Genomic DNA, 18,178 nt, shown 5'->3' on the forward strand with positions numbered 1-18,178 from the left:
GTGCGGGCCCCCGTCGCCGCCGGCGACCGGGCCGCCCTGCTGGCGTTGCGCGACCGGGCGCTGCTGGAGCTGCTGTACGGGACCGGGGCGCGCATCTCCGAGGCGGTCGGCGCCGACGTGGACGACGTGGCCGATGCCGTCGGCCTGGACTCCCCCGTGCCCGAGGACCACGTGGGGCTGGTGCGGATCACCGGCAAGGGCGCCAAGGAACGGCTGGTCCCGGTGGGCGGCCACGCCCGGCGGGCGCTGGCCGCCTATCTGACGCGGGCGCGGCCGGTGCTGGCCCGCGCCGGGCGCGGCCGGGGCGGCCCGGCGCTGTTCCTGAACGCGCGCGGCGGCAGGCTCACCCGGCAGGGCGCCTGGGGTGTGCTGGGGGCGGTGGCCGAACGCGCCGGGGTGGAGGGGGTCTCCCCGCACACCCTGCGGCACTCGTTCGCGACCCACCTGCTCGACGGCGGTGCGGACATCCGGGTCGTGCAGGAGCTCCTGGGGCACAGTTCGGTCACCACGACACAGGTCTACACACTTGTGACAGTCGACCGGCTGCGCGAGGTCTACGCGTCCAGCCACCCGCGGGCGCACCGCCGAAAGGGCCCCGACCTGCGAGAAAACCCACAGGGGTAGGGTGTTGCGCGTGACCGGATCTGCGCGTTCGGTTCCCCCCGGGGGTCGGGACGTGGGATTCTACACTCGGGATTCGTTGAAGTGCGTCGTGTCGGCGTTCTAGAGTCGCCGCACAGAGGTACGTTGCTGTCGACATATTGAGTTTCCGACGGCCGCCAGGCTCCAGGGGCACGGCATCCCTTCGGGTCGTGGCCGGTCCGTAGGGGAGGTCCAGGGTTGTGAACTGGTCGGAGAACGACGCCGCCGCGCACGATGCGGCCGTCGGCGAGCAGGAACTCGCCGACCCGGTGACCAACCCCTGGGGCACGACACGCAACACGGGGGCCGATCTGCACGCGTCAAGACCTGAACGGACCTATCCGGTGCCGGAGCCGATCGACGAACACGGCCCGGCACGGATTGTAGCACTCTGTAACCAGAAGGGCGGGGTCGGTAAGACCACCACGACCATCAACCTCGGCGCCGCCATCGCCGAATACGGCAGACGGGTGCTGCTGGTCGATTTCGACCCGCAGGGAGCCCTGTCCGTCGGCCTGGGCCGACTCGACCCGCGCGAGCTGGACCTGACCGTCTACAACCTGCTCATGCAGCGGGACGTGACGGTCGAGGACGTCCTGCTCAAGACGGACATCGACGGCCTCGACCTGATCCCGAGCAACATCGACCTGTCCGCCGCCGAAGTGCAGCTGGTCGGGGAGGTGGCCCGCGAGCAGATGCTCGGCCGGGCACTGCGCCCGGTGATCGACGACTACGACGTCGTCCTCATCGACTGCCAGCCTTCGCTGGGTCTGCTCACCGTCAACGCGCTCACCGCCGCCGACGGCGTCATCGTGCCGCTGGAGTGCGAGTTCTTCGCACTGCGCGGGGTGGCGCTGCTCATGGACACCATCCAGAAGGTCCAGGAGCGGCTCAACGAGAGCCTCGTCATCGACGGATTCCTGGGCACGATGTACGACCCGCGCACACTCCATGCCCGCGAGGTCCTGTCCACGATCATCGACGGGTTCGGCGACAAGGTCTACGGTACGGTCATCAACCGCACCGTGCGCTTCCCGGACGCCACCGTGGCGGGCGAGCCCATCACCAGGTTCGACTCGTCCTCGGCCGGCGCCAACGCCTATCGGGACCTGGCCAAGGAGGTGCTGGCGAGGTGGCCTCTCAGCGGTCACGGCGCGTGACCCTACCCGGGGCGGACGAGTTGTTCTTCCGCCCCAGCGGCACCGAGGTGGACGCGGTGTCCGACACGGAGACCGAACGCCAGTACACGGCACCGGAACAGCGAAGGAACGAGCCCCGGACGCGCCCCGCGCGCGCCAAGGGCTCGGCCAGGGTGGTCGACGGCGCGCCCAAGCCCAGCGGCAGGCAGCGCCACGACGAGAAGATCACCGTCTACATCTCCGGGCCCGAACTGCTGGCCCTGGAGCAGACCCGGCTGTCGCTGCGCGCCGAGCACGGGCTGACCGCCGACCGGGGCCGACTGGTCCGTGAGGCCGTCGCGGTCCTGCTCGCCGACTTCGAGGAGCACGGGCCCGCCAGCATGCTGGTGCGGCGGCTGAGCGAGGAGTGAGCGGCGTCCGCCCGGTGTCGGAGGGGGTACCGGGGGACGCGGACGACAGCGGGTGTCACCGGCGGGGTCGTGCCGGTGACACCCTTGTGCGTATGGGTTACGACGACGAGGGGCCGGGGGCATGACGGGCGGACCTCCGGACGAGGCCGTGGAGGCGGGCGAGAACGCCTTCCTGGTGCACCTGGACAACTTCGAGGGCCCCTTCGACCTGCTGCTCGGGCTCATCGCCAAGCACAAGCTCGACATCACCGAGGTGTCGCTGTCGAAGGTCACCGACGAGTTCATCGCGCACATCCGCGCCCACGGGGAGGCCTGGGACCTGGACCAGGCGAGCAACTTCCTGCTCGTGGCCGCCACCCTGCTGGACCTGAAGGCGGCCCGGCTGCTGCCGCGCGGCGACGTGGAGGACGAGGAGGACCTGGCGCTGCTGGAGGCCCGCGACCTGCTGTTCGCGCGGCTGTTGCAGTACCGGGCGTACAAGGAGGTCGCCGCGTTCCTGCGGGACCGGCTGGCGGCGCAGGGGCGCCGGTACGCGCGCGCCGTGCCGCTGGAGGAGCGGTTCGAGGCGCTGCGCCCGGAGGTGCTGTTCAAACTGGGGCCGCAGGAGTTCGCGGCGCTGGCCGGGATGGTGTTCACCCCCAAGGAGCCGCCGAGCGTCCCGGTCACCCACATCCACCAGCCCAAGACCTCCGTCAAGGAGCAGGGCGAGCTGATGGTGGCGCTGCTGCGCGAGCGCGGGAGCATGACGTTCGCGGAGCTGGCCGCCGAATGCGACGGTACCTTCGAGGTCATCGCGCGGTTCCTGGCGCTGCTGGAGCTGTACCGGGCCGCGAACGTGGGCTTCGAGCAGCCCGAGCCGCTCGGTGAGCTGGTCGTCACCTGGACCGGTGGCGAGGGCGAGGTCGAGGTGGACAGCGAGTACGACGCCGATCCGGCGGACGCGGAGACGGGGGAGGACCAGTGACCGTGGAGGAGACCGCCGAGGTGCCGCCGACCCTGCGCCGCGACCTGGAGGCGGTGATGATGGTGGTGGACCAGCCGATCTCGGAGTACGACCTGGCCCGCGCCCTGGGGGTGCCGGTGGCGGTGGTCACCGAGACCCTGGAATCGCTGTCGCGGGAATACACCGAGCAGGGCAGGGGTTTCGACCTTCGGGCGGTGGCCGACGGCTGGCGTGTGTACACGCGGCCGGAGTGCGCCGACATCGTGGAGCACTTCCTCAAGGAGGGGCAGGAGGTGCGGCTGACCCAGGCCGCGCTGGAGACGATGGCGGTGGTGGCCTACCGCCAACCGGTCTCCCGTGGCAGGGTCTCCGCGGTCCGCGGTGTCAACTGCGACGGCGTCATGCGTACCCTCGTACTGAGGGGGCTGATCGAAGAGTCCGGTCATGACCCGGAGTCCGGTGCCCTGCTGTACCGGACCACCTCCTATTTCCTGGAACGGCTCGGCCTGCGCAGCCTCGAAGAGCTGCCGGATCTGGCACCGTTCCTGCCCGACGACATCGAAGGTCTAGACGACACCGGTGAGCACACCTAACGACAGTTCCCGCGGTGCGCGGGACGACGCCCCGCGCGGTGAGCGCGGCGATCGAAACCACAACGGCGGCGGCCGAGACCGCCGCGACGAACGAGGTCCCCGAGGCGGGGACGACCGCGGCCGCGCAGGCCGCTCCTACGGCGGGGACCGCGGCGGATACCGCGGCCCGCGTGACGGCGGTGACTCCCGTGGCGGGCGTGACTTCCGTGGTACTGGTGAGGGCCGCAGCGGCGGCCGTGATTTCCGTGGCGCAGGTGAGGGACGTTCCATGAGTGATTCTCGTGACGGTGGTGACCGTCGTTCCTACGGCGACCGCGACTCGCGCGGCGGCCGCTCCTACGGCGGCTCGCGCGACGGCGACCGCGGCGGCTACCGCGGTGGACGCGACGGCGGCGACTCCCGCGGCCAGGGCGGCTACCGGGGCGGCCGGGACGGTGGGGACCGTGGCCGCGGCGGCTACGGCGGCTCGCGTGACGACCGCGGCGGCCGTTCCTTCGGCGGCGGGCGTGACGGTGGCGACCGCGGCGGGTACCGCGGCTCGCGTGACGGTGGCGATCGCCGATCCTTCGGTGACCGTGACTCGCGCGGCCCCGGCGGTGGCCGTTCCTACGGTGGTCCGCGTGACGACCGCGGCGGTTACCGGGGCGGGCGTGACGACCGTGACTCCCGTGGTCCCGGTGGGCGCTCCTTCGGTGGCCCGCGTGACGGCGACCACGGCGGCCACCGCGGTTCCCGCGACGACCGCGATTCCCGTGGCCAGGGCGGCGGCCGTTCCTTCGGGGGCGACCGCGACTCGCGTGGCGGCCGTGACTTCGGTGGCTCGCGCGGCCCCGGCGGCGGGCGCTCCTTCAGCGGCTCCCGTGACGGCGGTGACCGTCGTTCGTTCGGTGACCGTGACTCGCGCGGCCCCGGCGGCGGCCGTTCCTACGGCGGCTCCCGTGACGACCGTGGTGGTCACCGCGGTTCCCGCGACGACCGCGGCGGCCGTGACTTCGGTGGTTCGCGTGACGACCGCGGCGGTTACCGGGGCGGGCGTGACGACCGTGACTCCCGTGGTCCCGGTGGGCGTTCCTTCGGTGGCCCGCGTGACGGTGGCGACCGTCGTTCGTTCGGTGACCGTGACTCGCGTGGCTCCGGTGGCGGCCGTTCCTACGGCGGTTCCCGTGACGACCGTGGTGGCCGTTCCTTCGGGGGCGACCGCGACTCGCGTGGCGGCCGTGACTTCGGTGGCTCGCGCGGCCCCGGCGGCGGGCGCTCCTTCAGCGGCTCCCGTGACGGCGGCGGCTCGCGGGGCGGCCGTTCCTTCGACGGCTCCCGTGACGACCGCGGCGGGCGCTCCTTCAGCGGTTCCCGTGACGGCGGTCACCGCGGCGGGCGCGACGGCGACGGGCGCGGCCCCGGCGGCCGTTCCTTCGAGGGCGACCGGGACGCGCGGCCCAAGAAGCCCAGGCACAAGGTCGACCACTCCGCCGACCTCCCCGGCGGCCGCAAGGTGCCCATGGGCGACATCAAGAGCGAGAACCAGCTCTCCAAGGCCGCCCGCGAACGCCTCAGCGCGCTGCGTTCGGAGTACGACCCCAAGGACGAGGACCGTTCCGACGAGGCCCGCGACAACTACACCGACGTCGAGGGCGGCATCCGCCTCCAGAAGGCCCTCGCCGCCGCCGGCGTCGCCAGCCGCCGCGCCAGCGAGGAGATGATCGCCGCCGGCCGCGTCAGCGTGGACGGCGAGACCGTCCGCCGCTTCGGCGCCCGGGTGGACCCGGAGAAGTCCGAGATCCGCGTCGACGGCATGCGCGTCGTCACGTCCCCGGACAAGCTCTACTTCGCGCTCAACAAGCCGCGCGGCGTCGTGAGCACCATGTGGGACCCCGAGGGCCGCCCCACCCTGGCCGACTACACCGGCCAGACCGAGGAGCGGATCTTCCACGTCGGCCGGCTCGACACCGAGACCGAGGGCCTCATCCTGCTCACCAACGACGGCGAGCTGTCCAACCGGCTCACCCACCCGCGGTACAAGGTCATCAAGACCTACATCGCCAAGGTGCCCGGCCCCGTCCCGCACAGTGTGGTCAAGCAGCTGCGCGCGGGCGTGGAGCTGGAGGACGGCCCGGTCGCGATCGACTCCTTCCGCGTGGTCGACAACGACGGTGCGAAGGCGCTGGTGGAGATCCGTCTCCACGAGGGCCGCAAGCACATCGTGCGCCGCGTCATGGAGGCCGTCGGCCACCCGGTCGCGGACCTGGCCCGCACCCAGGTCGGCCCGATCGACCTGAACACCCTCAAACTGGGTACGATGCGCGCACTGACCTCCCGCGAGGTCAGCGAGCTCTACAAGGCCGCCGGGCTGTAGACCCCGGCTGGTTATACAGTTGACGGCGGTCGCGACCCGAGGTCGCGGCCGCCGTTCCCGTTACCCCGACCGGGGTCGGGACCAGCAGAACGACGGACAAGGCGGGATCGACGTGGCGGTACGGGCCATTCGCGGAGCGGTGCAGGTCGACGCGGACGAACGCGAGCAGGTGCTGGAGGCCACCGCCGAACTGGTCTCCGAGGTGATGCGGCGCAACGGGCTGGACCCGGAGGACGTCATCAGCGTGCTCTTCACCGCCACCCCGGATCTGACCAGTGAGTTCCCGGCGCTGGCCGCCCGCAAGCTCGGGTTCGTCGACGTCCCGCTGATGTGCGCCACCGAGATCGGTGTGCCGCACGCCCTGCCGCGCGTGGTGCGGCTGATGGCGCACGTGGAGACCGACCGCCCGCGCTCGGAGCTGCACCACGTGTACCTGCGCGGCGCGCAGGCGCTGCGCCTGGACATCGCGCAGTAGCCGCCACCGCCGCAGGCCGCCGCCCCGGACCCGTTGCGGGCGGCGCCCGCCGGACACGCCCTAATCTGGGGGGACACGGAATCGAAAGCAGGGGCGGGGGAGCACGGTGAGCGGGATCGGGGACGCTGGGGCGCGCGACGGGCGGCCGTCGGTGCGCCGGGTCGCGGTGCTGGGGGCCGGTCTGATCGGCACGTCGATCGCGCTGGCCCTGCGTTCGCGCGGTGTGGACGTCCTGCTGTCCGACCCGGACGCGGCCGCCCTGCGACTGGCCTGCGACCTGGGCGCGGGGGACCCCCTGGAGGGCTCCGACGGCCGCCCCGCCGACGTCGCGGTGATCGCCGCCCCGCCCGCGGTGGTCCCGCAGGTGCTGCGCCGGGTCCAGAACGACGGGCTGGCGCACGTCTACACCGACGCGGCCAGCGTGAAGGCGAGCGTGGTGGCGGCCGCCGAGGACCTGGGTTGCGACCTGGCGACCTTCGTTCCGGGGCACCCGATGGGCGGCCGGGAGAAGCGGGGGCCGGGCGCGGCCCGCGCCGACCTGTTCCTGGGCCGCTCGTGGGCGCTGTGCCCGACCGGCAAGGCCGACCCCGGTGCGGTCGAGCGGGTCGCGGAGGTGGCCCGGCTGTGCGGGGCCGACCCGATGGTCATCGACGCCGTCGCGCACGACCGGGCCGTGGCGTTGGTCTCCCATGTCCCGCACCTGGCCTCCTCGGCGGTGGCGGCCCGGCTGGTCGACGCGGGCGAGCACGCCCTGACCCTGGCCGGGCAGGGCCTGCGCGACGTCACCCGGGTGGCGGGCGGCGACCCGTCGCTGTGGACGGAGATCCTCACCCACAACGCCGCCCCGGTCGCCGAGGTGCTGCGCGCGGTCGCCGAGGACCTGTCCCGGACCGCCGACGCGCTGGCCGGCGGGGACGCGCTGGCCGGACCGGTGCGGGAGCTGCTGGTGCGGGGCCGGGACGGGCACGGCCGCATCCCCGGCAAGCACGGCGAGCCGACGCTGCCGGACTATACGGTGATCCCGGTGGTGATCCCGGACGAGCCGGGCTCCCTGGGCCGCCTGTTCGCCGCGGCCGCCGACGCCGGTGTGAACATCGAGGACGTGCGCATCGAGCACACCCCGGGTCTGCCGCTGGGTGTGGCGCAGCTGCACGTGCTGCCCGCGGGTGTGGACACCCTCACCCGGGCGCTGGCCGCCGACGGCTGGTCGGTCCACCCCGGCGTCTGAGCGGTGCCCGCCGCGTGCGTACCACGCGGTACTGCGGGGTTCCCCGCGCCGGTAGGCTGGGTCGTCGGCAGTACGGCGAGCGGTAGAGGCAGGATCACGTGAGCGGGCAGGGCAGCACCGAGGGCATCGTCATCGCGATCGACGGTCCCTCCGGGTCGGGCAAGTCGAGCACCTCCAAGGGTGTGGCCAGGGCGCGCGGTCTGCGCTACCTCGACACCGGCGCCATGTACCGCGCACTGACCTGGTGGATGCTCGACAACGGCGTGGACGTGCACGACGCCGCGGCGGTGGCCGCCGCCGTGGAGCGCCCGGTCATCGAGATGGGCACCGATCCGGCCGCCCCGACGGTGTCGGTCGACGGCCGCGACGTGGCCGTGGAGATCCGCACCAAGGAGGTCACCGGCAACGTCAGCGCCGTCTCGGCGGTGCCGCAGGCCCGTGAGCTGCTGGTGCGCATCCAGCGGGAGATCATCGACACCGCCCGGCGCGAGAGCGCGGGCATCGTGGTGGAGGGCCGCGACATCACCACGGTGGTCGCCCCCGACGCCCCGGTGAAGCTGTTCATCACCGCCAGCGCGCAGGCCCGCGCGCAGCGCCGCAGCAAGGAGATCCGCACCGGCGACGTGGCCGGCACCCAGGCCGACCTGGAGCGCCGTGACGAGCTGGACTCCAGCCGCGCCCACTCGCCGCTGACGCTGACCGCCGACACCGCCGAGCTGGACACCACGGGCCTGGACCTGGACGAGGTCATCGCCCTGGTCGTCAAGCTGGTCGACGAGGCCGCCGCGGCGGCCCGCGCCTGACACCGGGCTTTCGACACCGGGCGGCCCCGTCGGCCGCCCGTCCCCGGCCCCGCCCCGTGTTCGCGGGGTGACATCGGCCACCGGGGGGAACACACGGACACCCGCGGAGGTTGCCCTTCGCGGTACATGCGCGGACGCCGTCGGCGTCCGCGCCGATCGGGCCGCCCCGTACCCACGGGTGCGGCCGGTCGATTTTCGCACTCCCCGCGGCACGCATCCTGGGCGCGCGGGGGCTGAAGACCGGGAGCAGTACGTGAACGACGATTTCGAGATCGCCGACATCGGCACCGAGGGCGAGACCGCCCCGCTGCCGGTGGTGGCCGTGGTGGGCCGCCCCAACGTGGGCAAGTCCAGTCTCGTCAACCGCATCATCGGCCGCCGCGAGGCCGTGGTCGAGGACGTGCCGGGGGTGACCCGGGACCGGGTCGCCTACGACGCCGAGTGGCAGAGCACCCAGTTCACCCTGGTGGACACCGGCGGCTGGGAGACCAGCGTCAGCGGGCTGGCCGCGATGGTCGCCCGCCAGGCCGAGTACGCGGCGCAGACCGCCGACGTGATCCTGTTCGTGGTGGACGCCACCGTCGGCATCACCGACGCCGACGAGGCCGTCACCCGCGTACTGCGCGCCACCAACCGGCCCGTGGTGCTGGCCGCCAACAAGGTCGACGGCAGCATGCAGGAGTCCGACGCGCTGGAGCTGTGGAACCTGGGCGTGGGCGAGCCCTTCCCGATCAGCGCCCTGCACGGCCGCGGCACCGGCGACCTGCTGGACGCCGTCGTGTCGGCCTTCCCCGAGCAGGCCCGGGACGCCGAGGCCCCCGAGACCGAGGACGGCCCGCCGCGGGTGGCCCTGCTGGGCCGCCCGAACGTGGGCAAGTCCAGCCTCCTCAACCGGCTCGCCGGTGAGGAGCGCGTGGTCGTGGACTCGGTGGCGGGCACCACCCGCGACGCCGTCGACGAGCTGATCGAGCTGGGCGGCAAGACCTGGAAGTTCATCGACACCGCCGGTATCCGCCGCCGGTTCCGGGCGCTCCAGGGCGCCGACTACTACGCCACCATGCGCACCGGCACCGCCCTGGAGCGGGCCGAGGTCGCGGTGATCCTGATGGACGTCAGCGAGCCGCTGGCCGAGCAGGACATCCGCGTGGTCGAGCAGGTGGTCGAGGCCGGGCGCGGCCTGGTGCTGGCGTTCAACAAGTGGGACATCCTCGACGAGGAGCGCCGCATCTACCTGGAGAAGGAGATCGACCGCCAGCTGGCCCGGGTCGCCTGGGCGCCGCGGGTGAACATCTCCGCCAGGACCGGCCGCCACATGGAGAAGCTGGTCCCGGCGATCGAGACGAGCCTGGCCGGCTGGTCCCAGCGCATCCCGACGGGGCAGCTGAACAACTGGCTCAAGGAGCTGGTGGCGGCGACCCCGCCGCCGGTGCGCGGCGGCAAGCAGCCCAAGATCCTGTTCGCGACGCAGGCGGGGGCGAAGCCGCCGCAGTTCGTGCTGTTCACCACCGGGTTCCTGGAGGACAACTACCGGCGGTTCATCGAGCGGCGCCTGCGCGAGGACTTCGGGTTCGAGGGTTCGCCGATCCACATCAGCATGCGGATCCGGGAGAAGAAGGGCGGGCCCGTGGGCAAGGCGTCCAAGGGCAGTGTGCGCCCGGACCGCCAGCGCCGCCGCCGCTAGTGCGGTGACTGAAAAGGTTTGCCGGGTTGGGGGTCATGCCGCGGTGGCTAGTGGGCACCCTCCCCAGCGCAGATCTTTCTCGCTGCGGACCCGGGCGAACCTTTCCGGACACAGCACTAGCCGTGCCCCGGCGATGACGGTGTGACGAGGGGGCGCCTCCCGGCCGGGGGCGCCCCCTTCGCGTGCGGGTCAGGAGTCGGAGGGCAGCCGGCGCACGTTGCTGGGCGGCACGTGCGGGCCGCTCTCACCGCTGGGCCGCGGGTAGGGCAGCCGGGTGCCGCCCGGAGTGCGTTCGGGCACGGGGATGGCGGGCGCGCCCGGCAGCGGCCGCCCGGCGCTCTCCTTCATCCGCCACACCACGACCAGGCCGACGGCGCCGGCGGCCATCACCGGCCAGGCGGGCGAGTACAGGTTGCCGGTGGACTGCACCAGCGCCTCGGCCAGCAGCGGGGTGGTGCCGCCGAACAGCGCCACCGAGATGTTGAAGCCGATCGCCAGCGCGCCGTAACGGACACTGGTCGGGAAGAACGCCGGGAGCGTCGCCGGGGCGGCGCCGGAGAAGTGCACCAGGGTGATCGCCAGCACCACGATGCCCAGGGCCACCCCCACCGGGCTCCCGGTCTGGAGCAGCCAGAACGCGGGCAGGGTCAGCACGATGGAGAACAGGCTGCCCGACAGCAGCACGGGTCTGCGCCCCACCCGGTCGCTGAGCCGGCCGAACCCGGTGACGGTGGCCAGCATGACCGCCATCGCGGCCAGGGTGAGCAGCAGGGCCGTGGTGGAGTCGTACCCCAGCTCGGCCTCCAGGTAGGTGGGCATGTACGCCGTCACCATGTAGTTGTTGACGTTGAACACGAGCACCAGGCCGATGCACAGCAGGATGTTCCGCCACTGGCCGACGACGGTCTCGCGCAGCTGCCCCTTGCGGCGGTGGCCCGCGGAGTCCTTGGCGAACCCCTCGGCGTTCTGGGCGCTGTCGGCGAACACCGGTGTCTCGTCGAGCTTGACCCGCAGGTAGAGGCCGACGGCGCCGAGCGGCAGGGCGAGCAGGAACGGGATGCGCCAGCCCCAGGCGAGCATGGCGTCCGGGCCCAGCAGCAGGGTCATGACGGTGACGACGGCGGCGCCGCCCACGTACCCGCTGACGGTGCCGAACTCCAGCCAGGAGGCGAGGAACCCGCGGCGCTTGTCGGGTGCGTACTCGGCGATGAAGGTGGTGGCGCCGCCGTACTCGCCGCCGGTGGAGAAGCCCTGGAGCATGCGGGCGACGAGCAGCAGGATCGGCGCGGCGACGCCGATGGCGGCGGCCGAGGGGATGAGCCCGATGCAGAACGTGCTGGCCGCCATGAGCAGCATGGTGAAGGCCAGCACGTGCTTGCGGCCGATCCGGTCGCCCAGCGGGCCGAAGAACAGGCCGCCGAGCGGGCGGACCAGGAAGGCCGCGGCGAACGTGGTGAAGGTGGCGATGAGCTGGACGCCCTGGGACTGCGACGGGTAGAACACCAGGCCGATGGTGACGGCCAGGTAGCTGTAGACGCCGAAGTCGTACCACTCGGTGGCGTTGCCGATGGCGGCGGCGGTGACGGCCTTGCGGGTGGTGCGGTGTTCGGTGGCCAGCGCCGTCGTCGCTCTCTCGGGCGGATTCTCGCTCATGTGCCCCCCTCGATGAAATCACTCAAAGCAACACGATAGCGACTTTCGGTAATATTTGATGGATCGTCCTTCGTGTCGCCGGGGGCGGTAACGTGTTCGGTGCCGACGGACAGGGGGAGAGACCGTGGACAGGGTTTTGATCAGTGCCTGCCTGGCAGGCCGACCGGTGCGCTATGACGGTCGCGCCAAACCCGTCGACGACGACCTCATCGACCGCTGGCGGACCGAGGGGCGCCTGGTGGTGCACTGCCCCGAGGTGGCGGCCGGACTGCCCGTGCCGCGGCCGCCCGCCGAGATCGAACCCGGTGCCACCGCCTCCGACGTGCTCGCCGGCCGGGCCCGCATCCTCACCCCCGACGGCGACGACGTCACCGCGCCCTTCGTGGCGGGTGCCCGCGCCGCCCTGGCGTTCGCGCGCGAGCGCGGGGCGACCGTGGCCGTGCTCAAGGAGTCCAGCCCCTCCTGCGGGCTCCACGAGGTCTACGACGGCACCTTCACCGGCCGCAAACGGGTCGGACTCGGGGTCACCGCCCACCTGCTGGCCGAGAACGGCATCGCGGTCTTCAACGAGCACGGGATCGCCGCCGCCGACGCCCGCCTGCGGGGCGCCGGCGGCGACCGGGCTCAGGCGCGCACCACCTCGTAGCGGGCGCAGGCGAAGTCCCCGGTCCGGTGCACGTCCAGCGGCCTCAGGTCCACCCGGCCCGCCAGCAGCGGGGCGCCCGACCCCAGGGTGACCGGGGCGATGGACACGATCACCTCGTCCAGCAGGCCCAGCCGGGCCAGGTCCGCGGCGATCCGGCCGCCGCCGACCAGCCACAGGTCCTCGCCCCCGGCCGACTCCGCCGCCTTCGCATGCAGGGCCCGCAGCTCCTCGTCGGAGTCGGCGGCCGCGAACCGGATGTCGGGGTCGCCATTGAACGGCGGCAGCTCCCGGTGGGTCAGCACCCAGGACGGCATGTCGTAGGCCCAGCCCTTGTCACCCTCGTGCCGGTGCACCCACTCGTAGGTGGAGGCGCCCATCAGGACGGCGCCGATCCCCTTCATGAACCTCCCGAACTCGTTGTCGTCGTCCTCGCCCGACCCCTGGTCGCCGAGGTCCACGGTGAACAGCCACTCCAGCGAATGGTCCTCCGTGGCGATGAAGCCGTCCAGGCTGGTCGCGGTGTTGTAGACGGTCCGGGTCATGTCGTGCCTCCGTGTCGGTCCTGCAACCACTCGATGGGATCCCCGTGGTCCACCTCCACCCCCTCGGCGCGCAGCATGTGCCGCACCAGCTGCCTGCGGTGCGCCGCGTACGTCAGGACGTGCGCGACCACCGAGCCCAGCACGAAGCTCTCCGGCGGGTCGCACAGGGCGTCGACCAGGCGGTCGCCCCAGGCGCCGCGGCGGCCGATGCCCTCGACCGCCGCCACCCAGTGCGGGCCGATCACCCGGTGCCGTTCGGCGAGCGCTTCGGGGCCGTCGCCGCCGCGTTCGGGGAAGTCCGTGCCGTCGATGGACGCGCACCACACCTCCTTGGCCCACACCAGGTGCTCCAGGACGGCGGCGATCGACTCCTCGGGCCCGTCCCAGGACAGGACGGTCCATCCGGGGGCGTGCACCCTGCGGTAGGCCTCCTCCGGCAGGGCGGCGGCCGCCGCGATCAGGCGGCCGGTGTCCGCGATGTCGTGGTGGACCTGGAGGGACACGACGTCCATCGCGGGGCGCTCCTGGGGCGGCGACTCGATCCACAGGTGGACCGGCGGTTGGAAGTGGATGCCGTTCGGCGCGGGCAGCCAGGTGCCGCTGCCGGGGGTGGTCGCCCCCGGCGGGTGCCCGAAGGCCCGCCCGAACGCGCGGATGAACCCCTCCACCGACCGGTAGCCGGCGGCGAACGCGGCGTCGGTGACGCTGGACCCCTGCCGGATCTGCCAGGCTGCCCGCTCCAGCAGCACCCGGCGGCGCAGCGCCACGGGGGACTCCCCGGTGTCGCGGCTCAGCCGCCGGGAGAAGTGGAACGGCGAACTGTGGGCCCGCTCGGCCATGGCGGACAGGTCGGTGCCCTCGCCACCGTCCTCGTCCGCCAGGACCGCGTCGAGCAGCTCACGGAGCCGGTCCCGGCCGGTGGTGGGTTCGGTCATGCGACCAGTATGTTCGCGCGGTACCGGGCGGCGCTTGACCGTTCTTGCGCACCCCGCCGCGCGTCGCGGACGGCGGGGCGCCGACGGTGTGGGTCATGTCCCCTGGAGCGGTGTGGCTTTCGCGCGGGTGCGTCCTTGCGGGTCGTCGCGATGGTCGGCCGGTGCCGGACGGTCATCGCGCCCCGTCGGCACGGTGGCCCGGGCGGAAGCGTCGCCGCAGGCGGCGGCACACCGGTCCGGCCTGCGCCGCCGACGCGTATTCGCGGGAACGGGGCCGGAAGAGTCACACCACCCGGCGGGGCACCATCGCGGTGTGGGCCGTGGCCGCGGGGGTAACGGCACACCGAGGGCCGTACCGGGGGAGGGGATCGCCATGACCGGGCACGAGGTGACGGTGCGCACGCCGGACGCCGCACTCGGAGGGAACCTGGACCTGCCGCCGGGAGCCGTCGGAGTGGTGGCGTTCGCCCACGGCAGCGGCAGCTCCCGGCACAGCCCCCGCAACCGGGCGGTCGCCGCCACCCTCCGGGACGCACGGATCGGGACGCTGCTGTTCGACCTGCTCACCCCGGAGGAGGAGCACACCGACCGGGCCACGGCCGCGCTGCGCTTCGACATCGGTCTGCTCACCCGGCGCCTCACCGGGGCGGTGGACCGGCTGGCGGAGTGGGAGGGGACGGCGGGGCTGCCGGTCGGGCTGTTCGGCGCCAGCACGGGGGCCGCCGCGGCGCTGCGGTCCGCGGCCGAACGTCCCGAGGCCGTGGTGGCCGTGGTCTCCCGCGGTGGCCGCCCCGACCTGGCGGGCGAGGAGGCGCTGCGCAGGGTGCGCGCCCCGGTGTTGTTCGTCGTAGGCGGCGCGGACCCCCGCGTGTTGGAACTCAACGAGCGCGCGCTCGACGCGCTGGGCGGGTCCGGCCGGATCCACGTGGTCCCCGGCGCGGGGCACCTGTTCGAGGAGGAGGGCGCGCTGGAGGAGGTAAGTCACGCCGCCTCCGCGTGGTTCGCCCGGGTCATGGGCGGGCACGGGGAATGAGCGGGGGCCGCGGCGCCGCACCCCCGTAATGGCAGTGCGAGGGTCGTCGGGAATGCGATAGAGTCTTCTCCGTCGGCGAGGCCAGCGGCCTGGCCCGACGGGACGTAGCGCAGTTTGGCAGCGCACTTGACTGGGGGTCAAGGGGTCGTGGGTTCAAATCCCGCCGTCCCGACGGACGAAGGGCGTTCACACGGGTGAACGCCCTTCTTCGTGTCCCGGGTGCGGGTCGCGGAACGGGCCGGATGCGCACCGGCGCCCCCGTGGCCCGCGGGACCACGGGGAGCCGATCGGTTCCCGGCAGGTCCGCGCGCACTCGAACGTCGGGCGCCGGAACCCGTTCCAGCCGCCACCCGACCGTGGGGTGAAGCGTCAGACGCCGGAGCCCTGGGCCGTGCCGGCGCGCATCTGTCGGCGGAGGCGGCCGAAGAGCTTGGGGTTGTTCATCGCGAGCACGCCCACCGTGGAACCCGCGCGGCGGTACTCGGCGACGAACCGGCGGCCCTCCGGGGAACCGTCGACGACGGTGACCTCCTCGGCGTCCGCGGGGTGCCCGGTGACCTGCAACCGGACCCCGTACTGGTCGGACCAGAAGTAGCCGGAGGGCCGGTACTCCTCGACCGTCGTGCCGGCCAGGAGGTTGCGCACGGCGGTGGCGGCCTGCTCGGAGGCGTTGGTCCAGTGTTCGTGCCGGACCGGTCCGCGGGGGCCGTGGTACCGGGCGACGTCGCCCACCGCGACAACGGAGGGGAACACGGTGACGCACCCGGAATCGCAGAGGACGCCGTTGTCGACCGGTATCCCGGATCCGGCGAGCCAGTCGGTGGCGGGCCGGATGCCGATGCCGACCACGACCACGTCCGCGGGCACGTGGGAGCCGTCGTCGAGGACCACGCCGGTGACGCGCTTCCACGGACCGAAGCCCGACGACGTGATGGACTCGACCCCCACACCGGTGCGCAGGCCCACGCCGTGATCGGCGTGCAGTGACGTGCAGACCTCGGCCATGGTCGGGCCGAGGGCGCGCGCGAGCGGGGCCGTGTCCCCTTCGACGATGGTCACCGGATGCCCGAGCGCCCGGCAGGTCGAGGCGACCTCGGCGCCGATCCAGCCCGCGCCGATCACCACCACCCGTGCCGAGTCGTGGTCCTCCAGGTCGGCGCGCAGTGCCACCGCGTCATCGAACGTCCGGACGGTGTGCACCCCCGCCGGCCGTTCCTCCCCGGTACCGGGGAGCCGGCGGGCCAGGCCGCCGGTGGCGATGACGACCCCGTCCGCGGTGACCTCCCGGCCGTCGGACAACCGCACCGACCGGGTGCCGGGGTCGAGGGAGTCGGCGCGGACCCCGAGGTGCCACTCCGCGGCCAGCTCGTCCAGAGCGGGCTCGTCGGCCAGTGCCAGGCTCTCCGGTGAACAGGTGCCCATGAGGTAGGCCTTCGACAGCGGCGGACGGTCGTACGGCAGGTACGGCTCTTCGCCGACGACCGAGATCCGGCCGTCGAAGCCCTGCGCCCTGAGCTCCTCGACGGCGCGCATTCCCGCCAGCGAGGCGCCGACGACGACCACGCTCCTCACGCGACGGCCTCCTGGTTCCGTACGACCACGTGGACCATGCCGTCCTGCACCACCACCGGGTGGGTGCGGACCGGCTTCTTGGCCGGGAGGCAGGTCGGCATGCCCGTGCGGAGGTCGAAGCTCGCGGCGTGGAGCGGGCACTCGACGAAGCATCCTTCGAGCCACCCCTCGGAGAGCGAGGCGTCCTGGTGGCTGCACGTGTCGTCGATGGCGTAGATCTCGCCGTCGGCGTTGAAGACGGCGATCGGGACCTCTCCGGGGATGCGGAACGACTCGCCCTCGGGCAGGTCCGCCACGGCACACGCCGGGACCATCACGTGCTCCGCCGTGTTCGCGCCCTCGGGCAGGTTCGTCACGGGTGCAGAGATCATCAGGGCCTCCGTTGCATATAACGGAACAACTTGTTTGATGCGCAACATCATGATGGGCGGGCGATCGACGCGCCGTCAAGGACCGCGCGGGCGAATTTTCCGAGAGTTGCGCCTATCGGTTATAGTTGCATTATGAGCAACTCAGGGAAAGACATGGGGGAGCGGGAACCGGCCCTGGTGCAGTCGGTGGACCGGGCGATCACCATCCTCAAGCTCCTCGCGCGAGCGGAGATGGGAGTCACGGAGATCGCCGCCGAGTTGGGGGTGCACAAGTCCACCGCGTCACGGCTGGTCTACACCCTCCAGGCGAGAGGGCTCGTGGAGCAGCACGGGGAGCGCGGCAGGTTCAGCATCGGCATGGGCATGCTGCAGTTCGCCGGTACCGTCGCCGGTCAACTCGACATCGTCCAGGTCGGCAACCCGGTGTGCGAGGAACTGGCCGAGCGCCTCGGCGAGACGGTGAACGTCGCCCTGCTCGACGCGACGGACACGATCAACGTCAGCCAGGCGTTGGGCACGTCGGCCGTGGCGGCGCAGAACTGGATCGGCCAGCGCACGCCGTCGCACGCGACGGCCAGCGGCAAGGTGCTGTTGGCCTTCATCCCCCCGGGCGAACTGGACGGGCTGTTCGTCGGGGACCTCGCGTCCTACACGGCGCGCACGATCACGGACCCGCAGAAGCTGCGCGATGCCCTCAAGGAGGTGGCCGAGGACGGATACGCCACCTGCTTCGAGGAACTGGAGCCGGGGCTGCACTCGATCGCCGTGCCGGTGTTCGGGCCCGGTCAGGACGTGATCGCCGCGATCAGCGCGTCCGGTCCGGCGTACCGGCTGTCGAAGAAGCGCATCCCCGAGGTCGTGGAGGAGCTGCGCCAGGGGGCGCGCGACCTGGCCGGCCGGATGGCCTACGTCAGTCGCTGACCGCGCGGCCGACCGCACGACGGTGGCCGCGCGGTCGGCCCCCGTGCGGGATTTCTGATATATCAATCCCTGGTTAATTGACGATCAAAACCCACGAACTTCCCTTCCAGGCCTTGACAGACCCCCGGGTAACCCCCAGTGTGATCCACATTCCGTTGTGCATCATGGAATACGTTGCATATTGCGCAACGTAAGGAGGGAGTGTTCGTTGGTTCTCGCAGCATCCGGTGCCGCGGTC

18 protein-coding genes and 1 tRNA gene are annotated in these 18,178 nt (G+C 72.5%); 14 read left to right on the forward strand and 5 right to left on the reverse strand.

All coding sequences use genetic code 11. The annotated features are described in order from the left end of the window. From QJS33_RS28725 to der, 10 genes are all read left to right on the forward strand, one after another. Positions 1-624, forward strand: a 624-nt coding sequence (locus tag QJS33_RS28725; protein WP_306371205.1) for a tyrosine-type recombinase/integrase, incomplete at its 5' end; no start/stop codon positions are given. 218 nt (positions 625-842) lie between these two features. Then, positions 843-1,802, forward strand: a complete 960-nt coding sequence (locus tag QJS33_RS28730) for a ParA family protein (RefSeq protein WP_306371206.1) — start codon at positions 843-845, stop codon at positions 1,800-1,802. After that, positions 1,799-2,191 (forward strand): hypothetical protein, encoded by a 393-nt coding sequence (locus tag QJS33_RS28735; protein ID WP_306371207.1) that lies wholly within the window; start codon positions 1,799-1,801, stop codon positions 2,189-2,191. Before QJS33_RS28730 ends, QJS33_RS28735 begins: the two co-directional genes overlap by 4 nt. 121 nt (positions 2,192-2,312) lie before the next feature. Further along, positions 2,313-3,155, forward strand: a complete 843-nt coding sequence (locus tag QJS33_RS28740) for a ScpA family protein (protein ID WP_306371208.1) — start codon at positions 2,313-2,315, stop codon at positions 3,153-3,155. Next, on the forward strand, positions 3,152-3,727 hold the full coding sequence (gene scpB / locus QJS33_RS28745) for an SMC-Scp complex subunit ScpB (RefSeq protein ID WP_306371209.1): 576 nt from the start codon (positions 3,152-3,154) through the stop codon (positions 3,725-3,727). Before QJS33_RS28740 ends, scpB begins: the two co-directional genes overlap by 4 nt. A 268-nt stretch (positions 3,728-3,995) precedes the next feature. After that, positions 3,996-6,080 (forward strand): pseudouridine synthase, encoded by a 2,085-nt coding sequence (locus QJS33_RS28750; RefSeq protein WP_372339736.1) that lies wholly within the window; start codon positions 3,996-3,998, stop codon positions 6,078-6,080. Positions 6,081-6,192: 112 nt separating this feature from the next. Beyond that, positions 6,193-6,555, forward strand: coding sequence for a chorismate mutase (gene aroH, locus QJS33_RS28755; RefSeq protein ID WP_306371211.1), 363 nt, complete (start codon positions 6,193-6,195; stop codon positions 6,553-6,555). A gap of 115 nt (positions 6,556-6,670) precedes the next feature. Beyond that, positions 6,671-7,783: a prephenate dehydrogenase gene (locus tag QJS33_RS28760; protein ID WP_306371221.1), complete on the forward strand. Its 1,113-nt coding sequence runs from the start codon at positions 6,671-6,673 to the stop codon at positions 7,781-7,783. A gap of 98 nt (positions 7,784-7,881) precedes the next feature. Then, positions 7,882-8,586: a (d)CMP kinase gene (gene cmk, locus QJS33_RS28765; RefSeq protein WP_306371212.1), complete on the forward strand. Its 705-nt coding sequence runs from the start codon at positions 7,882-7,884 to the stop codon at positions 8,584-8,586. Positions 8,587-8,764: 178 nt separating this feature from the next. Continuing rightward, positions 8,765-10,267 (forward strand): ribosome biogenesis GTPase Der, encoded by a 1,503-nt coding sequence (gene der, locus QJS33_RS28770; RefSeq protein WP_306371213.1) that lies wholly within the window; start codon positions 8,765-8,767, stop codon positions 10,265-10,267. A 189-nt stretch (positions 10,268-10,456) separates the two neighbouring features. Here der and QJS33_RS28775 read toward each other — a convergent pair whose 3' ends face one another. Then, entirely contained in the window at positions 10,457-11,920 is a 1,464-nt protein-coding gene (locus QJS33_RS28775) for an MFS transporter (protein WP_306371214.1), read from the reverse strand. A 124-nt stretch (positions 11,921-12,044) separates the two neighbouring features. On the opposite strand from QJS33_RS28775, the gene QJS33_RS28780 reads away from it, so the two are divergent. Further along, positions 12,045-12,566 carry a DUF523 domain-containing protein gene (locus QJS33_RS28780; RefSeq protein ID WP_306371215.1) on the forward strand — a complete coding sequence of 174 codons (522 nt, stop codon included), beginning with the start codon at positions 12,045-12,047 and terminating at the stop codon, positions 12,564-12,566. Here the strand turns inward: QJS33_RS28780 and QJS33_RS28785 are convergent. Further along, positions 12,545-13,108, reverse strand: a complete 564-nt coding sequence (locus tag QJS33_RS28785; RefSeq protein ID WP_306371216.1) for a dihydrofolate reductase family protein — start codon at positions 13,106-13,108, stop codon at positions 12,545-12,547. The two genes, QJS33_RS28780 and QJS33_RS28785, sit on opposite strands and share 22 nt — an antisense overlap. Then, a complete protein-coding gene (locus QJS33_RS28790; protein WP_306371217.1) occupies positions 13,105-14,043 on the reverse strand; it encodes a helix-turn-helix domain-containing protein in 939 nt (312 codons plus the stop codon). The genes QJS33_RS28785 and QJS33_RS28790 overlap by 4 nt, the downstream gene beginning before the upstream one ends. Positions 14,044-14,416: 373 nt before the next feature. On the opposite strand from QJS33_RS28790, the gene QJS33_RS28795 reads away from it, so the two are divergent. Together QJS33_RS28795 and QJS33_RS28800 are read left to right on the forward strand one after the other, a co-directional pair. After that, positions 14,417-15,076 carry a dienelactone hydrolase family protein gene (locus QJS33_RS28795; RefSeq protein WP_306371218.1) on the forward strand — a complete coding sequence of 220 codons (660 nt, stop codon included), beginning with the start codon at positions 14,417-14,419 and terminating at the stop codon, positions 15,074-15,076. 98 nt (positions 15,077-15,174) lie between these two features. Further along, positions 15,175-15,248, forward strand: a tRNA-Pro gene (locus QJS33_RS28800). A gap of 197 nt (positions 15,249-15,445) precedes the next feature. On the opposite strand, the gene QJS33_RS28805 is transcribed toward QJS33_RS28800, so the two are convergent. Beyond that, positions 15,446-16,648, reverse strand: a complete 1,203-nt coding sequence (locus QJS33_RS28805; protein WP_306371219.1) for an NAD(P)/FAD-dependent oxidoreductase — start codon at positions 16,646-16,648, stop codon at positions 15,446-15,448. Beyond that, positions 16,645-17,019 carry a bifunctional 3-phenylpropionate/cinnamic acid dioxygenase ferredoxin subunit gene (locus tag QJS33_RS28810; protein WP_372339737.1) on the reverse strand — a complete coding sequence of 125 codons (375 nt, stop codon included), beginning with the start codon at positions 17,017-17,019 and terminating at the stop codon, positions 16,645-16,647. Before QJS33_RS28810 ends, QJS33_RS28805 begins: the two co-directional genes overlap by 4 nt. 132 nt (positions 17,020-17,151) lie before the next feature. Here QJS33_RS28810 and QJS33_RS28815 point away from each other — a divergent pair, with 132 nt between their 5' ends. After that, on the forward strand, positions 17,152-17,940 hold the full coding sequence (locus QJS33_RS28815; RefSeq protein ID WP_306371220.1) for an IclR family transcriptional regulator: 789 nt from the start codon (positions 17,152-17,154) through the stop codon (positions 17,938-17,940). The last annotated feature ends 238 nt before the right edge of the window (positions 17,941-18,178 follow it).

Source organism: Nocardiopsis sp. CC223A (genome assembly GCF_030766825.1).
In the GTDB taxonomy this organism is placed as follows: Bacteria; Actinomycetota; Actinomycetes; order Streptosporangiales; family Streptosporangiaceae; genus Nocardiopsis.